The sequence below is a fragment of the Pseudoalteromonas sp. SD03 genome (assembly GCF_040937955.1).
GTDB lineage: Bacteria > Pseudomonadota > Gammaproteobacteria > Enterobacterales > Alteromonadaceae > Pseudoalteromonas > Pseudoalteromonas tetraodonis.
Genome location: NZ_CP162514.1, coordinates 2,281,401 through 2,300,763, shown reverse-complemented (window position 1 = coordinate 2,300,763; position 19,363 = coordinate 2,281,401). Strand labels below are relative to the sequence as shown.

Genomic DNA, 19,363 nt, shown 5'->3' with positions numbered 1-19,363 from the left:
ACAAGTATAATAATGAAAGCACAAGAATTAGAACAATTAGCGTTATCTAAAGCCGAAACTCGAGAAGTGATCACGCCATATGCCTTTGAGGTTGATAATGCTTTACTTGGCTTGCCTTTGGCTTCGCCGACTCGGCGCGCATTAGCTATGATTATTGATGTTGCATTAATATTCATAGCTGCAAAGCTCAGTGCAACTATTATTGCATTCGTTGCTGCGATGGCTTTTTACAAAGGAACGGCGCAGCAATACCTTCCTAAAATGTCGAGTGTGTGGCGAAGAATATTAAAAATAGTAGCAGCAAGTATTTTATTTGTAAGCGCTCTTGCTGTGCTTTCAATTGGCATAGATTACTTAGAAGGCGATGACCCTGTTCAAGGCTTAACTGTTAAAGGCTTAAAAATACAGGATGACATTCAGCTTACCTCCACAGAAAAAAAGCAGGTAAATGCCTACTTAGTGCAAACAGCCGACGAAAGCTGTGAGCAACTTTGCCAACAAAATGCGCTTGATAATTTGATAGGGCAAGTACCCAAATTAGCCGAAATGGACGACTTACAAAACCCACAACTTGCAAAAGCATTTTTACAATTATTAGTGTTTGGTGAAAATAATGAATTAAAGCTTGCGCAGTTAATAGAAGATAAGCCCGCACAAACAACCACGCACAGTATTTTGCAGTGGGGTAAAGGTATTATTCAAGATTTAGGTTTGGGTTTTGGCTGGGCGACTGTGTACTTCACACTGTTTTCTTTATTATGGCGCGGTCAAACCCCTGGTAAAAAGCTCTGTAACACCCGAGTGGTTGCATTAAGTGGTGAACCGCTGGGTTTACTTGATTGTTTTGGCCGCTACGGTGGTTACGGCGCAGGTTTTGCCACCGGCTTGTTAGGCTTTTTACAAGTGTACTGGGACCCAAACAGACAAGCTATTCAAGATAAAATATCAGCCACGGTGGTTATTAAAGGGAGTATTAACCAAGTTGTAAATGTGCAAACGGTAGAAGAGACTGTTAAAAGTTAATTTTGCTCTTATTACAAGGATGGTTATGAAAGCTTTATTAATTGTATTTATTAATCTGTATTTTATTACGGTTTCGTATGCGTCAGAAAATATTGTGTTCGCAAAAACGCATCAGCTTACGTCTGTTATTTTAGGTGAGCAACGCAGCTTTAGCGTTTATTTACCGCCAAGCTATAATGAAAACCCTAATAAAGTATATCCAGTTATTTACTTGCTCGATGGTGACCAAACACATCTAAAAGCCGTAGCTGGGCTAGTAGAGACACTTAGTACGGACCGGCTAGAGCAGCAAATACAGCAAGCAATTATAGTAGCCATTCCTAATAGTAAAAATGCGATAAGAGAGCGTGACTTTACCCCAACCAATGTTGATTGGACATTTAACGGTAAACTCCTAGAAAGATTTGAAAATATCGGCAACGCCTTAAACTACAGCGCCTTTTTTGAAAAAGAACTTATTCCACTCATTAATAAAAATTACCGGACATCAACTAAACGCGTATTAATTGGCGAGTCTTTCGGTGGCTTATTTGCCAGCTATGTATTGCTTACCAACCATGCGCTATTTACAGATTACTTAATTATTGATGCAACCTATCTGTGGGATAATAACTACCTCAATCGTTATTTTAATGATAACCAATTTATAAATAAGCAGCTTAACGGCAATGTGTATTTTACCTTTGCAAATAATGTCGAAGCGTTTGGCGAAATTGGTAAAACAAATTACCAATGGGGTTTAGCGTTTGCTAAAAAGTTAAAAGCGCACCCGAGCGATAATTTAGTTATAAATCAACGTTATTTTGAAGATGAAACCCATGGCACAGTCGCCGCACTTAGTTGGTATTATGGGATTAAAGAATTATTAAGTAACTAGAAACCTAGTTTTATAAGAATAAAAATATTTAGATTATTTTTAAGGAAAGGCTATGAACGATGACAGCTATGATTGGGTTTTAGCTCCTCATATGATTGAAACATCATATCTATATTTGAAGGCATCAGAGCTTATGTGGAGTCATTCAATTAGTATTTCGATAGCTAATGCAGCATTAGCTTTGGAGATATTACTTAAAAGCTTTAACTGCAAAGTAGTAAGCAATGATGGATTAATAAACGAAAAATATCAATTTAACGCTAAGGTTCTTAATAAAAAAGAAAATGCACATGATTTGGTGTATCTATTTAATGCGTTACCAACTTCAATTAAGCATAAATTTTCAAGCGACCTTTCATTGATACTGATTGAAAGATATCGACATACCTTTATTGAAAGTCGCTATATTTATGAGAAAAATGCAATTACTGGGGGAACAACTGCATTAATGGACATGACAAGTCGTCTTTTAAAGAAAACAATCTCAATTTATCTTGAAAGAGGGTGTACTGATCAATGGATAAAAAATTACCCTGATGTTTAAATCTTACTAAATTATTGGGGTTGTATTTATATACTGATAGCTGACAACCGACAGCTATCAACTCCATTCACTTGCTAAACCTAACCCCAAATCCAATCATACCCAACAACACCATTACTCCCCACACAACCATATTGCCGTATTGGCTATACACGCTATCCCCTTGTATGAGCTTTATATTGGCTTTGAGAGTAGTAGCTTCAAACTGTGGCATAGTTTGGCGTGTTTGGCTTATGGGGTCATATACACCGCTTATGCCGTTGTTGGTAACACGTACCAATGGGCGCTGTAGTTCAAGGGCGCGCATGCGGGCAATTTGCATATGCTGGTGGGGGCCGATTGAATCACCAAACCAGGCATCGTTGCTTACGGTAAATAGTAAATCAGAGTCGCTTTTGTAGTTACCCCGCACTAAATCGGCAAAGACTATTTCATAGCAAATAGCGGGCAGTAGATTAAAGCCATTCGCGCGTAAGTTATTTTGCACTCTATCACCGCGAGAGAACGACGACATAGGCAAATCAAATAACGGCGCTATGGGGCGGAGTATGTCTTCAAAAGGAACAAATTCTCCAATAGGCAATAACTGATGCTTTTGATAGCGGTTACTATCTAAGTAACGATAGTGGCCGTGTTCATCATTTTGCTCTTTGTTACCGACCACAATAAGTGTATTAAAAATGGTTCTTGTATCGCGTTGGTAATCGACAATACCCGTTACTAGCGCGGTTTTATTAAATGAGGCGGCACTGTCTAAGCCTGCTAAATATGAATCAGCGAGGGCTTCTATTTCAGGGACTGCGGCTTCAGGCCACACAATTAAATCAGCATCCCAGTGACGGCGCGTCATATCCTGATACTTACTCATGGTGGTCCAAAACTCACTGGGGTCAAAGCGCAAGTGTTGTTTTATATTACCTTGTACAAGCAGCACAGAAAGGTCTTTATTGGAGTAATGGGGTGCCTTTGTAAAATGTGCACCTACGAAAGCTAAAACAACCACAGCAGCGGTAATAGCAGGCACTTTATATTGTTTTTGGGTTAAGCAGTACAATGCAAAACCAATGGCAATACATAATAGCGTGAGTCCAAATTCACCAATAAAAGGAGCAAGGGCATTAAGTGGACTGTCGGTTTGTGTATAGCCAAAGCTTAACCAAGGAAAACCGGTTAATAGGTTGGCTCGCAAATACTCACTAATCGCAAAACAAGGTAGTAGTAGCGCTGCAAAATTTATAGAGCCGTTTGAAAAACGAGTGGTTGCCCATAGTGCCAACGCAGGAAATAATGCAAGGTAGCTGCACAGCAATACCATTAACGAAATGGAAGCGATAAGTGGCATACCACCAAAGGTGGCAATAGATACATGCACCCAGCTAATGCCTGCACCAAACCAGCCCAGACCAAATATAAAGCCATATTTAGCCGCCGTTTTAGCGTGGTTTTTTCCGGTGAGGTTTGCAGGGATACAATAAAATAATGCGGCCAAGCTAAAAAATACAATTGGCCAAATACCAAAAGGCGCGTAGCTAAAAGTCAAAACAAGGCCCGCAACCAGTGCGAGCCATGCTTTTTTATCTTTTGCTAGTAGGGTGAGGCTAGTTAGCAGTTTCTTCACTGTCGTTATCATCAGCCTTAGGAATGGTGACTTGCAGTTGTAATATACGACGGTTATCAGAATTAGTTACTTTAAACTGAAATCCGTCTATATCAATGGTTTCGCCACGACTCGGCATATGGCCAAAGGCATGTAATACGGTACCACCAATAGTATCGGCGTCTTGCGAACTATAGCCTGATTTAAAATGCTCGTTAAAGTCATCTACAGGGGTTAGTGCTTGCACAACGTAAACATGTTTAGCTAGTTGACGAATATCTTGTTGTTCTTCTTCTTCATCGTGCTCATCTTCGATTTCGCCAACAATGATCTCAAGAATATCTTCAATGGTGACCAAACCAGATACGCCGCCGTATTCATCAATCACAATCGCCATATGGTAGCGTTGCTGACGAAATTCGTTAAGCAGGGTATCAACCCGTTTACTTTCAGGCACCACCATAGCTGGACGTAAATAGTCACGTAGCGATGGTAAATGCTCATCTTTGTTTAAAATGAGAGGTAATAAGTCTTTTGCGAGTAAAATCCCTTCTACATGGTCTTTATCTTCACACACAACCGGAAAACGAGAGTGGGTAGAGTCAACCATCATAGGTATATGCTCTTCAAGCGGGCTATCAATTTCCAAAGTGACCATTTGTGAGCGCGGTATCATAATATCTCGCACTTTAAGCTCAGACACACCAAGCACACCTTCAATCATTTCTTTGGTTTCAGGATCGATTACATCCCGCTCTTGGGCATCGGCAATCACCTCAACCAGCTCTTCTCTATTCTGGGGTTCCCCTTGCAACATGTGGGTTATACGGCCCAGCCAAGTCCTGCCAGAAGAACCCTGGCTAGATTGCGAGTTATCGTCGCTCATTACGTCTAATTGCTCCGTTTATTTAAATATCGTCCCGGTATGGGTCTGCTATGTTTAGTTCAGCAAGTAATTGCTTTTCTATACTTTCCATCTCTAACGCATCTTCACTCTTTATATGGTCAAATCCAAGTAAATGCAAGCATCCATGAATAACCATATGGGCAAAGTGGTCATGAAATGACTTTTCTTGCTCTTGCGCCTCAGCCAAAACGATGGCTGGACAAATAATTAAGTCACCCACAAGTGGGATATCAATACCCGGTGGCGCTTCAAATTCAAACGATAATACGTTGGTAGGCTTATTTTTACCACGGTAGTCATTATTGAGCTGTTGCGACTGTGCTTCATCGCTAATGACAATGGTCAGCTCAGACTCATCGCGGTATTGGCTAAGTACTTTATCGGCCCACATTGCAAACTGCTCAAGGCTGGGTAAGTTGTCAAACTCACACGCTATTTGTAAATCAAGTTCTGTTTTCACGGTATTACTCTTTAGTCGCAGGTTGCTCATGAGCGGCAAGCGCTTCTTTGGCTTGTTGTTTTTCTAATCGCTTAAGGCGCTCACGTTCGTCGTTGCGCTCATAGGCTTCAACAATACGCGCTACCACAGGGTGGCGTACTACATCATGCGATTTGAAAAAGTTAAAGCTAATTTCATCAACGCCATCTAACACTTCAATAGCATGACGAAGACCAGAGCGCGCGCCACGAGGTAAATCAACTTGGGTTATGTCGCCGGTGATCACCGCTTTAGAATTAAAGCCAATACGGGTTAAGAACATTTTCATTTGCTCTGTAGTGGTATTTTGACTTTCATCTAAAATAATAAACGCATCATTAAGTGTGCGTCCGCGCATATAAGCCAGTGGAGCAATTTCGATGATATTTTTTTCAATCAGCTTTTCAACACGCTCAAAGCCAAGCATTTCAAATAAGGCATCGTAAAGTGGGCGTAAGTAAGGGTCTATTTTTTGGCTTAAATCACCGGGTAAAAAGCCAAGTTTTTCACCCGCTTCAACCGCAGGGCGAGTGAGCAATATACGACGTATTTCTTGGCGCTCTAGTGCATCAACTGCCGCCGCAACGGCAAGATAGGTTTTACCTGTACCCGCAGGGCCAATACCAAAGGTAATGTCGTGGTGCAAAATATTAGCAACATACAAGCCTTGGTTATCGTTACGCGGTTTAATAACGCCACGACGGGTTTTAATCATCATTTCTTTGCCGTAGGCGCTACTTGAGGTATCTTGCTCAAGCGCTTTAGACTCAGTGATGGCTAAATGGACATTGTCAGGCTCAATTTCGCCAATTTCCCCACGTACAGGCTGAGTATCAATATAAAGGTTTTTTAAGATCTCTACCGCGCCGGCGCTACTGTGTAGTTTACCGGTTACTTTAAAAAAGTTATCACGATGAATAATTTCAACACCTAGACGGCGTTCAATTTGTTTGATGTTTTCGTCAAACGGGCCACATAATGAAGAAAGGCGTTTGTTGTCGGCAGGTTCTAAATAAATCTCTAATGTTTTTAACTGATTACTCAAAATTACTTCCTATTACAGTGCGCCAGCGTTAACTGGCGCAATGAATTTTTGCAACTAAGGTACGAAAGTAGCAACGCCAATTTCGTTAGCTGTCTCGGTTTTCTGCTCACTCGCTGCTTTGGTTAAAATAGCAGAAGGGGCAATTTCGCGGCGTAAGTTCATTTCTGATTCTGTACGAATTAAATCGCCACGTAAAGAGTTTGGTAGTGCCTCGGTAATACGTACATCAACAAACTGACCGATCACTGTGTGTGGGCCAACAAAGTTAACTACACGGTTGTTTTCAGTTCGGCCACGTAATTCCATTGGGTTCTTCTTAGAAGGACCTTCAACTAAAATACGTTGTTCGGTATCAAACATTTGGCGGCTAATTTGCTGTGCCATTTGTGTAATACGGTTTTGTAATAAGTACAGGCGCTCTTTTTTCTCTTGCTCGGTTACGTCATCTGGCAAATCGGCCGCTGGCGTACCTGGGCGTGCACTGTAAATAAAGCTAAAGCTCATATCAAAACCAATATCGTTGATAAGGTTCATGGTCGCTTCAAAATCGGCCTTGCTTTCACCTGGGAAACCTATGATGAAATCTGACGACATACTTAAGTTAGGGCGAATTTTACGTAGCTTACGAATAGTTGATTTGTACTCAAGTGCAGTATGGCCGCGTTTCATTAAGTTTAAAACACGATCTGAGCCACTTTGTACTGGAAGGTGTAAGTGATCAACCAGCTCAGGCACATCGGCATACGCATCAATTATGTCAGGCGTAAACTCAACGGGGTGTGAAGTGGTGTAACGAATACGGTCAATCCCGTCAATTGCGGCTACTAAACGGATAAGGTCTGAGAAATAGCAAATTTCACCATCGTGTGTATCACCACGGTACGCATTTACGTTTTGACCTAGTAAGTTAACTTCACGTACGCCTTGCTCGGCTAACTGTGCAACCTCTAATAACACGTCATCAACAGGGCGACTTACTTCTTCACCACGCGTGTAAGGTACAACACAAAAAGTACAGTATTTAGAACACCCTTCCATAATTGATACAAACGCAGAAGGACCTTCTGCTTTTGGCTCAGGAAGACGGTCAAATTTTTCAATCTCTGGGAATGAAATATCAACCACTGATGACCCTTTGTTACCTTGCACTTGTTTGATCATTTCAGGTAAACGGTGCAATGTTTGTGGGCCAAAAATAACATCGACAAACGGCGCGCGTTGACGAATTGAATCGCCTTCTTGCGATGCTACACAGCCGCCAACACCAATAATTAGGTCTGGTTTGTCATCTTTTAATAACTTCCAACGACCTAATTGGTGGAATACTTTTTCTTGCGCTTTTTCACGAATTGAACAGGTGTTAAGTAATATAACATCAGCATCAGCAGCTTCTTCAGTTAGCTGATAGCCGTTGGTCGCATCTAGAAGATCAGCCATTTTCTGAGAGTCGTATTCGTTCATCTGACAACCCCAGGTTTTAATATGCAGCTTTTTGCTCATTGAAATATAGCCTCGTGTTCAATTCGATAGTGGCACAAACATGTGCTAGAAACAGGTATAAGTGGCGCAATTATTAAATTTTGCTCGACTTAAAGGACGCGTATTTTAGCTGGATACACGCTCAAAACCAAGTATAGATTTCATGTTTGTGATCTGAAATCAATATAGTATGGGTTTAATAAGAGAATTAAGCGAAGCGCTCACACAGAGCAAACTAATTACGATACAATCAAAGTAGAGTTAAGTCAGAAGTAAAATGATGAAAAACATGGCTAAAAATAATGTAATTGTAGTAGGCGGCGGCATGGTTGGTGCCGCTATGGCTATTAAATTAGCGCAACAAGGTAAAGCCGTACGTGTTATTGAAAAACACCCAATAGATGCATCACTAGTGCTTAGTAGTGATGCAGTTGATATACGTGTATCAGCTATTAACCGCTTTTCGGAAAAACTGCTTGATCAGCTTGGTGCTATGCCATTGCTGCGCGAAAATAGACTCGCTCCCTATGAGCAATTAGAAGCTTTTGAGCGTGGTAACGATCATTTATTGTTTGATTGCCATGCCATCAATACCACGCATTTAGGTCATTTAATCGAGAATAAGTTAATTCAAGCAAGCTTATGGCAGCAATTTGAGCAGCATAATATTGAAATGATTAATCCTTCATCGGCTTTAACTGCAATAGAGCAAAACCCTGATAGCATTACCTTGCACTATAACGAACAAAGCTATACTGCTGATTTAGTCATTGCAGCCGATGGTGGGCAATCACAATTACGTAGCAAAGCCAATATTGGTATAACTGGGTGGCAATATCAGCAGCATTGTATGGGCGTGCTAATAAAGCTCGATGCACCACAACAAGTTAAAACATGGCAGCAGTTTACACCTACAGGGCCTGTTGCGTTTTTACCTATGCAAGCACCTTATGCAAATTTAATTTGGTATGACGATGCAAATACCCTCAAAGCATTTAAAGCCCTACAACCTAGCGCATTAAAAGCTCATATTATTGAAAAGTTTCCCAAGCTCGCTGGTGATTTTGAAGTACAAAGCCATGCTATATTTCCTCTAGCAAGGCAGCATGCTAATAATTATTCACAAGGGCGACTCGTTTTAGTGGGTGATGCGGCGCACACCATTAATCCTCTGGCAGGACAGGGCGTTAATTTAGGCTTTCAAGATGTGGCTGCCTTAGCTGAAGTGTTGCGTACAGCTGATGATGTAGGTTGCCCGCTAATGCTTAAAGAGTACGAACGTAGTCGTCGTAACGCTAATTTATTAATGATGAGTATGATGGATGCTTGCTACTTTGGTTTCTCAAACCAAATAGCCCCATTAAAATGGGCGCGCAGCACATTTTTAAAGTTAGCTAATAATACAGGGCCGGTAAAAAACTGGGTATTAAAATACGCAATAAGTGGTGAGCTTAGTTAGTTGACGAAAAGGCTCAAATTTGGGTCTTTTTTTATATCTGAAAAAATGTGGTATTGGATTATAAAAGTAAAAATATTAGTGATTTTGAAGTTAGTGTGGGGGGCAATCAAAGATGTGTGCAAATTGGCTGGGATACCAGGATTTGAACCTGGGAATGCCAGGATCAAAACCTGGTGCCTTACCGCTTGGCGATATCCCAACTCTAAATTTGGATGAGTTTTAGTTCTAATTAAGAACATGGTGCGGAAGGAGAGACTTGAACTCTCACATCCTAAGATACTGGAACCTAAATCCAGCGCGTCTACCAATTCCGCCACTCCCGCAGTTCTTATTCTTATACAACATTCTTTGGTAGAAGAAGTTGGCTGGGATACCAGGATTTGAACCTGGGAATGCCAGGATCAAAACCTGGTGCCTTACCGCTTGGCGATATCCCAACTAAGAAATTGCTGATAATTTTAATTCTTATCAAGAATGTGGTGCGGAAGGAGAGACTTGAACTCTCACATCCTAAGATACTGGAACCTAAATCCAGCGCGTCTACCAATTCCGCCACTCCCGCATACAAATTTATGTTTATACTCCTAACAGAGTATTTCTTAATTCAACATTCTTTGGTAGAAGAAGTTGGCTGGGATACCAGGATTTGAACCTGGGAATGCCAGGATCAAAACCTGGTGCCTTACCGCTTGGCGATATCCCAACTAAGAAATTGCTGATAATTTTAATTCTTATCAAAGAATATGGTGCGGAAGGAGAGACTTGAACTCTCACATCCTAAGATACTGGAACCTAAATCCAGCGCGTCTACCAATTCCGCCACTCCCGCATTATCACTTTGAATTAATCAAAGAAATGGTAGTTATTTTAAACTCTTCATTGAGTTGCAATTTAACTCTTGCAGAGCCACTTCTAAAAAAGAAATGGTGGCTAAGACGGGATTTGAACCTGTGACCCCATCATTATGAGTGATGTGCTCTAACCAGCTGAGCTACTTAGCCATTGTTGGCTGGGATACCAGGATTTGAACCTGGGAATGCCAGGATCAAAACCTGGTGCCTTACCGCTTGGCGATATCCCAACAATAACAATTGATAGTTTTAATTCTTATCAAGAATATGGTGCGGAAGGAGAGACTTGAACTCTCACATCCTAAGATACTGGAACCTAAATCCAGCGCGTCTACCAATTCCGCCACTCCCGCATACTTTGTGTAATTAAACACTAGGTAGTTATTTTAAACTCTTCATTGAGCAACAAAAAAATAAATGGTGGCTAAGACGGGATTTGAACCTGTGACCCCATCATTATGAGTGATGTGCTCTAACCAGCTGAGCTACTTAGCCATCTTTTTTGTTAGCACTTCATCGCTGAGTGCGGGGCGTATTATGCTGATATGCCCCAAATTCGTCAACACCTTTTTTGCAAAAAAACACTTAAGTTGGTTTGTTTGCAGGAAAAATAGGCTAACCGGCTACTTTTTAATTAAAACGTTGCTTTTTTAACACTCTTTGTGGGCTTTGTATTGTAATTTTGGCTTTGCCTTAGAATTCTAAGCCTATAGTAAGGGTAGACTAATTATTACTTTTATTCGGCTGAAAAATAAAAAGGCTCGTAAAAACGAGCCTTTAAAAAACAATGAGCCACTTAACGTGGTGCAATGTTTAATTATACGTTGAACAAGAAGTTCATTACATCGCCATCTTTAACAATGTACTCTTTCCCTTCTTGGCGCATTTTACCTGCTTCTTTTGCACCGCTTTCACCTTTAAATGCAATAAAGTCATCAAAAGCAATTGTTTGTGCGCGGATAAAGCCACGTTCAAAGTCGGTATGAATTTTACCCGCTGCTTGTGGCGCTGTTGCACCCACTGGGATAGTCCATGCACGTACTTCTTTTACACCCGCAGTAAAGTAAGTTTGCAAATGTAGTAGCTCATAGCCACCACGAATAACAAGGTTAAGTCCTGGCTCTTCAAGACCAAGGTCAGCCATAAACTCTAATTTGTCTTCTTCGTCAAGCTCAGATAGCTCAGATTCGATAGCTGCACACACAGGCACAACAACCGCATCTTCAGCAGCCGCTATTTCACGGACACGATCTAGCAATGGGTTATTTTCAAATCCGTCTTCAGCCACGTTAGCAATATACATAGTTGGCTTAATAGTTAAGAAGTTAATAGGTGCAATGGCTGCTTTTTCTTCTTTTGTTAGCGCTAAAGAACGTAAAGTTAAGCCTTCATCAAGATGCACTTTTACTTTTTCAAGTACCGCATTTTGCTCTTTAGCGTCTTTATCGCCACCTTTTGCTTTTTTTGCATTACGGAACATTGCTTTATCAGCACTGTCCATATCAGCAAGAACTAGCTCGGTGTTGATCACGTCAATATCGTCAGCAGGGTCGATAGTACCCGCTACGTGAATAACGTTTTCATCTTCAAAACAACGAACTACATGGCCAATCGCATCTGTTTCACGGATATTTGCTAAAAACTGATTGCCTAGGCCTTCACCTTTCGATGCACCTTTAACTAAACCTGCAATATCCACAAATTCCATACTGGTTGTAAGAATACGTTGTGGGTTAACAATTTTAGCAAGTTCGTCTAGGCGAGGATCTGGCACCGGTACCACACCTGTATTAGGTTCAATGGTACAAAAAGGAAAGTTAGCGGCTTCAATACCCGCTTTAGTCAATGCATTGAAAAGTGTTGATTTACCAACATTAGGCAAGCCAACGATGCCACATTTAAAACCCATAGTAAGATACCTTGTTTAGATTCGTTTAATACGTGCGACCGTATACCCAAAAATTAGGGTTTAAACGAATGTAGTCTGTTTTGTGCTTTTAACACACCGTCTTTAGCAAGTATTTCCATACAACGAACTGCTTCATCAACTGCGGCATCCATTTTTTCTTGATCGTCCTTGGCTGCTTTACCAAGCACCCAACCGGTGACCATTTCGCGATGTCCTGGATGACCTACACCTATGCGTAAGCGCATAAAGTCTTTTTGATTTGCCATTTTTGCAATAATGTCTTTTAAGCCATTATGACCGCCATGTCCCCCGCCTTTTTTTAATTTAGCAACGCCCGGGTCTAAATCCAATTCATCATGGGCAACAAGTATGTCTTCCACGGGGATTTTAAAAAAATTGGCTAAACTACTCACCGCTTTGCCACTTAAGTTCATGTAAGTGGTGGGGATCAGTAATTTGAATTCTTTGCCTTGAATAATCACTTTGCCAGTAAGGCCGTGATATTTAGGGTCGTGTTTTAGCGTGCAGTTGTAGCGTGCAGCGAGTTCTTGAATGAACCAAGCACCTGCGTTGTGGCGTGTATTTGCGTATTCGGGGCCTGGATTAGCCAGGCCCACAAGCATTTGAATAGAATTCAAGGTGCGAGACCTTAAATATTATTCTGCAGCGTCTGAAGCGTCGTCTTCAGTTGGAGCTGCTTTGTTAGCTTTGATAGTAACGATAGACTGATCGTGGCCTTCGCCTTTACCAAGCTCAACAGATTGAACACCTTTAGGGAACGCAAGATCTGTAAGGTGGATTGAATCACCAGCAACAAGATCAGATACGTCTACTTCGATGAATTCTGGAAGTGACTTAGGAAGACAAGAAATCTCAACTTCAGTTAACTGGTGAACAACAGTTGCACCTAACTTAGTTACTTTCTCTTCACCGATGAAGTGTAAAGGAACCTTAGTTACTAGTTTATGAGTTGCGTCTACACGTTGGAAATCAAGGTGAGTAAGCTTAGGCTTGAAAGGGTGACGTTGGATATCTTTTAAGATTGCTTCAACTTTCTCGCCACCTACATTTAATGTAAGGATGTGAGTGTAAAAGCCTTCGTCTTCTTGTGCTTTGATCATATCTTTATGAGCAAAAGTAAGCGATACCGCTTCTTTATCAGCTCCATAAAGGATTGCCGGCACTTTGTCTTCGCGACGTAGGCGGCGGCTCGCACCAGTACCAGTTTCTACGCGAAGTTCAGCGTCATAAGTATAAGTTGTGTTAGACATGATGTCTCCAATAATTAAAAGTGTTAGGGCCTTTGCGACCAAGGTCCCTAGCCAAAAGGCGCGCTATCATACCACTGCGGGTTTATAAAATAAACATCGCTTACAAAAAAAGCGCCAAAAGGCGCTTTTATACTCATTAATGTTTAACTTTAGTGTTCAAACATTGCCGAGATAGATTCTTCGTTGCTAATGCGACGAATAGTCTCTGCTAACATATCTGCAAGCGTTAATACTTTAACAATATCAAGCGCTTTTAGTTCGTCAGACAGTGGAATTGAGTCAGTTACAATCACTTCGTCAATCACAGAGTTACGTAAGTTTTCTGCAGCTGTACCAGAAAGAATAGGGTGAGTAGCGTAAGCAAATACACGTTTAGCACCATGCTCTTTAAGGGCTTCAGCTGCTTTACACAATGTACCACCGGTATCAATCATGTCATCAACAATAATACAATCGCGGCCTTCAACGTCACCAATAATGTGCATTACTTGAGAAACGTTAGCTTGAGGGCGACGTTTATCGATAATTGCTAAGTCGGTATCGTTTAATAGTTTTGCAATTGCACGGGCACGCACCACGCCACCAATATCAGGTGATACAACAACCACGTCATCAAAGTCGCGGTTTTTCATATCTTCTAATAGTACAGGGCTACCAAATACGTTATCCACTGGTACATCAAAGAAGCCTTGGATTTGCTCAGCGTGTAAATCAACCGTAAGAACGCGGTCAACACCTACACTTGATAAGAAATCCGCAACCACTTTAGCTGTAATTGGTACACGGGCAGAACGTACGCGACGATCTTGACGAGCATAACCAAAATAAGGGATAACAGCAGTGATACGACCGGCAGATGCACGGCGTAACGCATCAACCATTACGATAAGTTCCATCAGGTTATCGTTAGTAGGGGCACAGGTTGATTGCAAGATAAAAACATCCGAGCCACGAACATTTTCATTAATTTGAACACTGATCTCACCGTCACTAAAACGGCCAACAACAGCATCGCCTAATTCAATATATAAACGTTTTGCAACTTTTTGAGCTAGGTCAGGTGTTGCGTTACCAGCGAAGAGCTTCATGTCAGGCACGGTAGGGTTCCTCAGGCACTGAATTTTTGGACTAACTTACATTGAGTGAACAAAGTAGGTTAACTTATGATTACTTGTACGTTACTTCATTTATCAATGATGGCGGCTAACTCCGTATGAGCAGGAGAGGTACTAACGCTGGATGCGATAAAACCCTGCCAAGTATGGGGGAGGTTAGCAAGTACATCTTGTGCTTGAACTTGGCTAGCAAATTCAACAAAACAACATGAACCTGTTCCGGTCATCTTTGATGGGGCGTATTTTAGCAACCACTGCAGGGTTTTTTCAACCTCGGGGCACAGCTTTTTCACTAAAGGCTCACAATCGTTGGTTAAAATTTGCTGTTGCCAGTCGCCAGAAAGTTTTGGTGTATCACGTTTTAAATCTGGGTGAGTAAATATTTGTGCTGTGCTGACATGTTGATTTGGGAAGACAACACAATACCACTTCGGCGGCAGTTCTAGGTACTCTAATTGCTCGCCAATGCCATGTGCTATGGCACTTTTACCTTTAATGAACACAGGCACATCAGCACCGAGTTTCAGGCCTAAATCAGCCAGTTCATCTAAAGATAGGGCTGTATTCCAAAGCGTATTAAGAGCTAAAAGCGTTGATGCAGCATCGGATGAACCGCCTCCAACACCTCCCCCCATGGGTAAGCGTTTAGTTAAATTTATTTTTGCACCCATATCCACTTTACAGTGGGTTTGTAATAATAACGCCGCTTTGTAAATCAAATTGTCGGTTAGCGCAATGCCATTGGTGTCGCCGCTAATACTTATAAGAGTATCCGTGCTTAGTTTAAAATGGAGCTCGTCACCATAATTTAAAAACGTAAATAAAGTTTCTAATTCATGGTAGCCATCATCACGGCGGCCATTAATGTGTAAAAATAAATTAAGCTTGGCTGGGGCAATCAGCGAAAATTCAGAGTGAGTATACATAGTTAGTTAAACTGCCAGTCATAGAGTTTGATTTTAATTTTAATCTTTTCATGGGTTAAGGTTAAAGCATTCGGTAACCAAAAACCGTATTTTTGGACGTAACTTGTGTAACTTATTTGCCACTTTTTGCCATTATCATCAAACCATAACACGCTTTTAGCACGCCCTAACTGATCAATTTCTAGGGTGTGATCGTCAATGGTAGCTTTTAACCATGGGCCTGCGTTATTAACCGGTAAAGTAAACCCTGTTAAACGTTGTAAAAGTGCACTGGCGTTACTATCAAAATACGGTTGGTTATCAAAGATTAATTCGGCGCCGACTGCGGTTTGTTTAAGCGATAAAATCCGTGTGCCAATAAACGTGGTTAACACTAAATGATTACTATTTTGTGTTTGTTGCCAATTTAAGTTGGCAGATTGGCGCTCATCTGGGCTAATAAACGCAAGTTTACCGTCTACTTGCCAAGTTTTTTGCTCGCCAAGGCGTAACTTCCAGTCTTCGTAAAGCTCTGTTTTGTAATTGTTTTTACTCACGCAGCCGGTTAAAAATACAAATAGCAGTGTTAAAATCAAATATTGTCGAGTCAAATGTTGTTCCTTACTTTCCATATTCCTGAGATTTTTGATAAAATTGCCGCCTATGTAGTAGGGCTCAGCAATATTTGGCAGATATGACCATAATAGCACTTGGTATTAATCACAAAACCGCATCCGTAGAATTACGAGAAAAAGTGGCCTTTTCGCCTGAGCAAATTTCAGAGGCGCTACAACAATTAAGTGGCCATGCCGACTTTAATGAAGCGGTTATTGTCTCTACCTGTAATCGCACTGAGGTGTATTGTAGCCTTGCACAGCAAAATTCCCAAACATTGTTGCAATGGTTGGCCAGTTTCCATGGTTTAGATGAACATGAACTGAGTAAAAATATCTACTGTCATGAAGACAGCGCTGCAATAAATCATTTGATGCGTGTAGCCTGTGGGCTTGACTCGCTGGTGTTAGGCGAACCACAAATTTTAGGGCAAATAAAACAAGCCTATAATAGTGCCAAAACCCATGATGCGGTGGGCGTTACGTTTGACCGTTTGTTTCAAAAAACGTTTTCGGTGGCAAAAGAAGTCCGTACCGAAACCAACATTGGTGCCAGTGCAGTATCTGTCGCCTTTGCGGCAGTTAATTTAGCAAAGCATATTTATGGAAAGCTGGATAAAACCAAGGTGTTACTCATTGGTGCCGGTGAAACCATAGAGCTGGTAGCAAAACATTTATACCAAAATGAGCCGCAAAAAATTACAGTTGCCAACAGAACAATAGAAAGAGCGCGCAGTTTAGCCGATGAAGTATCAGCCGATGTTATTGCGTTGGCACAATTGCCTGAACGTTTGCATCAAGCTGATATTGTGATTAGCTCCACCGCCAGCACTTTGCCCATTATTGGTAAAGGTGTAGTTGAGCAAGCACTGAAACAACGCCGCTATAAGCCGATGCTGTTTATTGATATAGCTGTACCACGCGATATTGAAAGCCAAGTCGGTGAACTCGACGACGCCTACTTGTACTCGGTCGATGACTTACAAGCCATTGTTAGTGAAAACATGGCTGCTCGTGAGCAAGCGGCAGAGCAAGCACAAATTATTATTAGTGAGCGCACCAAAGAGTTTTTTATGTGGTTGCGCTCGCTTGATTCAGTGGATTTAATTCGCCACTACCGTAATGATGTACAAACAACAAAAGCAGAACTTGTAGATAGGGCGCTTAGTCAGCTAAATACAGGTAAAGACGCAGAAAAAGTAATTTTAGAGCTGGCCAATAAATTAACCAATCGCTTAATGCACGCGCCTACCCGTGCCATCCAAGATGCAGCGAAAAAAGGTGAAGTGGCTCAGTTAAACCAATTGAAAAAAATGTTAGGTATAGATCAGGAATAACAGTTAAATGAAAGAGTCCGTTTATCGTAAATTAGAAACCTTAGTTGAGCGCTATGAAGAAGTTCAAGCGCTACTAAGTGACCCATCGGTCATTAGTGATCAAAACCGCTTTCGTACTCTTTCAAAAGAATACTCTGAGCTTGAAGAAGTGGTGAAAACGTTTTTAGCATACCAGCAAGCACAAGAAGACTTGAGTAGCGCTGAAGAAATGCTAAAAGATTCAGATCCTGAAATGCGCGAAATGGCACAAGAAGAATATAAAGAAGCAAAAGCACAAATTTCGACTTTAGAAGACGACATTCAAGTGCTTATGTTGCCTAAAGATCCGAAAGACAATAACAACGTGTTTTTAGAAGTTCGCGCCGGAACAGGGGGCGACGAGGCCGCTATTTTTGCTGGCGACTTGTTTAGAATGTACAGCCGCTACGCAGAAACAAAAAAATGGAAAGTAGAAGTTGTGACGACCAACGAAGGTGAACATGGCGGCTACAAAGAAGTAATTGCTAACATCAGCGGTGAAGGTGTGTATGGGCAATTAAAATTTGAATCAGGCGTGCACCGTGTACAGCGCGTCCCAGAAACTGAATCCCAAGGGCGCGTACATACCTCAGCCTGTACTGTTGCTGTAATGGCTGAAGTGCCAGAAGCAGAGGCCATAGAAATTAATACCGCCGATATTAAAGTTGATACCTTTAGAGCATCGGGCGCGGGTGGTCAGCACGTTAATAAAACCGACTCTGCCATTCGTATTACTCATTTACCAACCGGTGTTGTGGTTGAGTGTCAAGATGAGCGTTCTCAACATAAAAACCGTGCAAAAGCGATGTCGGTATTGGCGGCGCGTTTGCAACAGGCTGAAGATGAAAAACGTCATGCTGCTGAAGCGTCTGAACGTCGTAATTTAGTGGGCAGTGGCGATCGTTCTGAGCGTATTCGCACATACAACTACCCGCAGGGGCGTATTACCGATCACCGTATTAACTTAACGCTTTATCGTTTAAACGAAGTGGTAGCCGGTGATTTAGGCGCTGTGGTTGAGCCGCTAATGCAAGAGCATCAGGCCGACTTATTAGCAGCGATGGGCGACGATTAATCGTGAACCTCACTGTTGAAAACGCTATTACTACCGGTGCTAATTTATTAGCATCAAGTAGTGATAGCGCAAAGTTAGATGCTCAAGTACTACTGCTTAATATTTTACAAAAGCCACGTAGTTATTTATTTACTTGGCCAGAAAAACAATTAACGGATGAACAATCACAAGCGTTTGAGCGTGCATGTGAGCGTCGTTTAAACGGCGAACCTGTTTCGCACATTACAGGGTATCGTGAGTTTTGGAGTTTACAGCTTGAAGTAAATCCAACAACACTCATTCCTCGCCCTGATACAGAAACCTTAGTTGAGCTTGCGCTTGCATGTAATGTACCAAATGACGCCAAAGTGCTCGATTTAGGCACAGGCACTGGAGCAATTGCACTTGCGCTTGGTAGTGAAATGCCTACATGGGATATTATTGCCGTTGATCGTATTGATGATGCGGTGGCACTGGCCAAACGTAATCAAAAACGATTAGCGATAAATAATGTGTGTGTTGAACAAAGCAATTGGTTTAGCGCGTTAAATAATAAAAAATTTGATCTAATTGTAACCAACCCTCCCTATATAGAATATAACGATAAACACTTGCACCAAGGTGATGTGCGCTTTGAGCCTTTGTCTGCATTGGTTGCAGATGATGCTGGATTAGCTGATATTAAACAAATAATTACACAATCACGTGACTATTTACATTCTAATGGCTATCTTTTAATTGAACACGGATTTGAGCAAAGTGCAGCTGTTCGCCATATATTCAACCAAATGGCGTTTATAAATGTAAGCACAGTGAAAGATCTTGGTAATAACGACCGCGTAACTTTCGGACAATGGCCTTAACTTATTAAAAATAGCCC

At 41.5% G+C, this 19,363-nt stretch carries 18 protein-coding genes and 10 tRNA genes; 7 read left to right on the top strand and 21 right to left on the bottom strand.

Features of this window, described 5'->3' with window-relative positions; translation table 11 throughout:
- The first annotated feature begins 12 nt into the window (after positions 1-12).
- The 3 genes from ABZP26_RS10775 to ABZP26_RS10765 are packed head-to-tail and all read left to right on the top strand — an operon-like array spanning position 13 to position 2,444.
- The gene (locus ABZP26_RS10775) at positions 13-1,023 is read left to right on the top strand and encodes an RDD family protein (RefSeq protein WP_024601597.1); all 1,011 of its coding nucleotides are present in this window, start codon (positions 13-15) and stop codon (positions 1,021-1,023) included.
- A 25-nt stretch (positions 1,024-1,048) separates the two neighbouring features.
- Positions 1,049-1,900 carry an alpha/beta hydrolase gene (locus tag ABZP26_RS10770; protein ID WP_036953933.1) on the top strand — a complete coding sequence of 284 codons (852 nt, stop codon included), beginning with the start codon at positions 1,049-1,051 and terminating at the stop codon, positions 1,898-1,900.
- Between the two features lie 52 nt (positions 1,901-1,952).
- Positions 1,953-2,444 (top strand): hypothetical protein, encoded by a 492-nt coding sequence (locus ABZP26_RS10765; RefSeq protein WP_024601599.1) that lies wholly within the window; start codon positions 1,953-1,955, stop codon positions 2,442-2,444.
- Between the two features lie 67 nt (positions 2,445-2,511).
- Here ABZP26_RS10765 and lnt read toward each other — a convergent pair whose 3' ends face one another.
- Genes lnt through miaB form a run of 5 tightly spaced genes read right to left on the bottom strand, consistent with a single transcriptional unit; the run spans position 2,512 to position 7,971 of the window.
- A complete protein-coding gene (lnt, locus tag ABZP26_RS10760) occupies positions 2,512-4,062 on the bottom strand; it encodes an apolipoprotein N-acyltransferase (protein WP_200877586.1) in 1,551 nt (516 codons plus the stop codon).
- Positions 4,043-4,927 (bottom strand): CNNM family magnesium/cobalt transport protein CorC, encoded by an 885-nt coding sequence (corC, locus tag ABZP26_RS10755; RefSeq protein WP_013465334.1) that lies wholly within the window; start codon positions 4,925-4,927, stop codon positions 4,043-4,045. Before corC ends, lnt begins: the two co-directional genes overlap by 20 nt.
- A 22-nt stretch (positions 4,928-4,949) precedes the next feature.
- Positions 4,950-5,408 carry an rRNA maturation RNase YbeY gene (gene ybeY, locus ABZP26_RS10750; RefSeq protein ID WP_008115159.1) on the bottom strand — a complete coding sequence of 153 codons (459 nt, stop codon included), beginning with the start codon at positions 5,406-5,408 and terminating at the stop codon, positions 4,950-4,952.
- 4 nt (positions 5,409-5,412) lie between these two features.
- On the bottom strand, positions 5,413-6,471 hold the full coding sequence (locus tag ABZP26_RS10745; RefSeq protein WP_008115160.1) for a PhoH family protein: 1,059 nt from the start codon (positions 6,469-6,471) through the stop codon (positions 5,413-5,415).
- A 54-nt stretch (positions 6,472-6,525) separates the two neighbouring features.
- Entirely contained in the window at positions 6,526-7,971 is a 1,446-nt protein-coding gene (gene miaB / locus ABZP26_RS10740; protein ID WP_008467975.1) for a tRNA (N6-isopentenyl adenosine(37)-C2)-methylthiotransferase MiaB, read from the bottom strand.
- Positions 7,972-8,227: 256 nt separating this feature from the next.
- On the opposite strand from miaB, the gene ABZP26_RS10735 reads away from it, so the two are divergent.
- On the top strand, positions 8,228-9,409 hold the full coding sequence (locus tag ABZP26_RS10735) for an FAD-dependent monooxygenase (RefSeq protein WP_036953941.1): 1,182 nt from the start codon (positions 8,228-8,230) through the stop codon (positions 9,407-9,409).
- Positions 9,410-9,533: 124 nt separating this feature from the next.
- Here ABZP26_RS10735 and ABZP26_RS10730 read toward each other — a convergent pair.
- The 16 genes from ABZP26_RS10730 to lolB form a co-directional block, all read right to left on the bottom strand.
- Positions 9,534-9,608: transfer RNA gene (locus ABZP26_RS10730), tRNA-Gln, on the bottom strand.
- Positions 9,609-9,647: 39 nt separating this feature from the next.
- A tRNA-Leu gene (locus ABZP26_RS10725) sits at positions 9,648-9,732 on the bottom strand.
- 39 nt (positions 9,733-9,771) lie between these two features.
- Positions 9,772-9,846 (bottom strand) — tRNA-Gln (locus tag ABZP26_RS10720).
- Positions 9,847-9,886: 40 nt separating this feature from the next.
- Positions 9,887-9,971, bottom strand: a tRNA-Leu gene (locus tag ABZP26_RS10715).
- A gap of 66 nt (positions 9,972-10,037) precedes the next feature.
- A tRNA-Gln gene (locus ABZP26_RS10710) sits at positions 10,038-10,112 on the bottom strand.
- 41 nt (positions 10,113-10,153) lie between these two features.
- Positions 10,154-10,238, bottom strand: a tRNA-Leu gene (locus tag ABZP26_RS10705).
- 95 nt (positions 10,239-10,333) lie between these two features.
- Positions 10,334-10,410, bottom strand: a tRNA-Met gene (locus ABZP26_RS10700).
- A gap of 5 nt (positions 10,411-10,415) precedes the next feature.
- Positions 10,416-10,490 (bottom strand) — tRNA-Gln (locus tag ABZP26_RS10695).
- Positions 10,491-10,528: 38 nt separating this feature from the next.
- A tRNA-Leu gene (locus ABZP26_RS10690) sits at positions 10,529-10,613 on the bottom strand.
- Between the two features lie 65 nt (positions 10,614-10,678).
- A tRNA-Met gene (locus ABZP26_RS10685) sits at positions 10,679-10,755 on the bottom strand.
- Between the two features lie 322 nt (positions 10,756-11,077).
- Entirely contained in the window at positions 11,078-12,169 is a 1,092-nt protein-coding gene (gene ychF, locus ABZP26_RS10680) for a redox-regulated ATPase YchF (RefSeq protein WP_008467970.1), read from the bottom strand.
- Between the two features lie 53 nt (positions 12,170-12,222).
- A complete protein-coding gene (pth, locus tag ABZP26_RS10675; RefSeq protein WP_008467968.1) occupies positions 12,223-12,807 on the bottom strand; it encodes an aminoacyl-tRNA hydrolase in 585 nt (194 codons plus the stop codon).
- A gap of 18 nt (positions 12,808-12,825) precedes the next feature.
- On the bottom strand, positions 12,826-13,440 hold the full coding sequence (locus ABZP26_RS10670; protein ID WP_013465331.1) for a 50S ribosomal protein L25/general stress protein Ctc: 615 nt from the start codon (positions 13,438-13,440) through the stop codon (positions 12,826-12,828).
- Positions 13,441-13,589: 149 nt separating this feature from the next.
- On the bottom strand, positions 13,590-14,537 hold the full coding sequence (locus ABZP26_RS10665; protein WP_008115168.1) for a ribose-phosphate pyrophosphokinase: 948 nt from the start codon (positions 14,535-14,537) through the stop codon (positions 13,590-13,592).
- Between the two features lie 86 nt (positions 14,538-14,623).
- Positions 14,624-15,481 carry a 4-(cytidine 5'-diphospho)-2-C-methyl-D-erythritol kinase gene (gene ispE, locus ABZP26_RS10660; RefSeq protein ID WP_013465330.1) on the bottom strand — a complete coding sequence of 286 codons (858 nt, stop codon included), beginning with the start codon at positions 15,479-15,481 and terminating at the stop codon, positions 14,624-14,626.
- A gap of 2 nt (positions 15,482-15,483) precedes the next feature.
- Positions 15,484-16,071, bottom strand: a complete 588-nt coding sequence (lolB, locus tag ABZP26_RS10655; protein WP_013465329.1) for a lipoprotein insertase outer membrane protein LolB — start codon at positions 16,069-16,071, stop codon at positions 15,484-15,486.
- Between the two features lie 83 nt (positions 16,072-16,154).
- Between lolB and hemA the strand changes: the two genes are divergently transcribed.
- Genes hemA through prmC form a run of 3 tightly spaced genes read left to right on the top strand, consistent with a single transcriptional unit; the run spans position 16,155 to position 19,346 of the window.
- Positions 16,155-17,411 carry a glutamyl-tRNA reductase gene (gene hemA / locus ABZP26_RS10650; protein ID WP_024602657.1) on the top strand — a complete coding sequence of 419 codons (1,257 nt, stop codon included), beginning with the start codon at positions 16,155-16,157 and terminating at the stop codon, positions 17,409-17,411.
- 7 nt (positions 17,412-17,418) lie between these two features.
- On the top strand, positions 17,419-18,504 hold the full coding sequence (gene prfA, locus ABZP26_RS10645; RefSeq protein WP_008115176.1) for a peptide chain release factor 1: 1,086 nt from the start codon (positions 17,419-17,421) through the stop codon (positions 18,502-18,504).
- 2 nt (positions 18,505-18,506) lie between these two features.
- Positions 18,507-19,346 carry a peptide chain release factor N(5)-glutamine methyltransferase gene (gene prmC, locus ABZP26_RS10640; RefSeq protein WP_036953989.1) on the top strand — a complete coding sequence of 280 codons (840 nt, stop codon included), beginning with the start codon at positions 18,507-18,509 and terminating at the stop codon, positions 19,344-19,346.
- The last annotated feature ends 17 nt before the right edge of the window (positions 19,347-19,363 follow it).

Coding starts and splice junctions, on each gene's coding strand:
- ABZP26_RS10775 (WP_024601597.1), top strand. CDS start 13: ATGAAAGCACAAGAATTAGAACAATTAGCGTTATCTAAAGCCGAAACT.
- ABZP26_RS10770 (WP_036953933.1), top strand. CDS start 1,049: ATGAAAGCTTTATTAATTGTATTTATTAATCTGTATTTTATTACGGTT.
- ABZP26_RS10765 (WP_024601599.1), top strand. CDS start 1,953: ATGAACGATGACAGCTATGATTGGGTTTTAGCTCCTCATATGATTGAA.
- corC (WP_013465334.1), bottom strand. CDS start 4,927: ATGAGCGACGATAACTCGCAATCTAGCCAGGGTTCTTCTGGCAGGACT.
- miaB (WP_008467975.1), bottom strand. CDS start 7,971: ATGAGCAAAAAGCTGCATATTAAAACCTGGGGTTGTCAGATGAACGAA.
- ABZP26_RS10735 (WP_036953941.1), top strand. CDS start 8,228: ATGATGAAAAACATGGCTAAAAATAATGTAATTGTAGTAGGCGGCGGC.
- ychF (WP_008467970.1), bottom strand. CDS start 12,169: ATGGGTTTTAAATGTGGCATCGTTGGCTTGCCTAATGTTGGTAAATCA.
- ABZP26_RS10670 (WP_013465331.1), bottom strand. CDS start 13,440: ATGTCTAACACAACTTATACTTATGACGCTGAACTTCGCGTAGAAACT.
- ispE (WP_013465330.1), bottom strand. CDS start 15,481: ATGTATACTCACTCTGAATTTTCGCTGATTGCCCCAGCCAAGCTTAAT.
- hemA (WP_024602657.1), top strand. CDS start 16,155: ATGACCATAATAGCACTTGGTATTAATCACAAAACCGCATCCGTAGAA.
- prfA (WP_008115176.1), top strand. CDS start 17,419: ATGAAAGAGTCCGTTTATCGTAAATTAGAAACCTTAGTTGAGCGCTAT.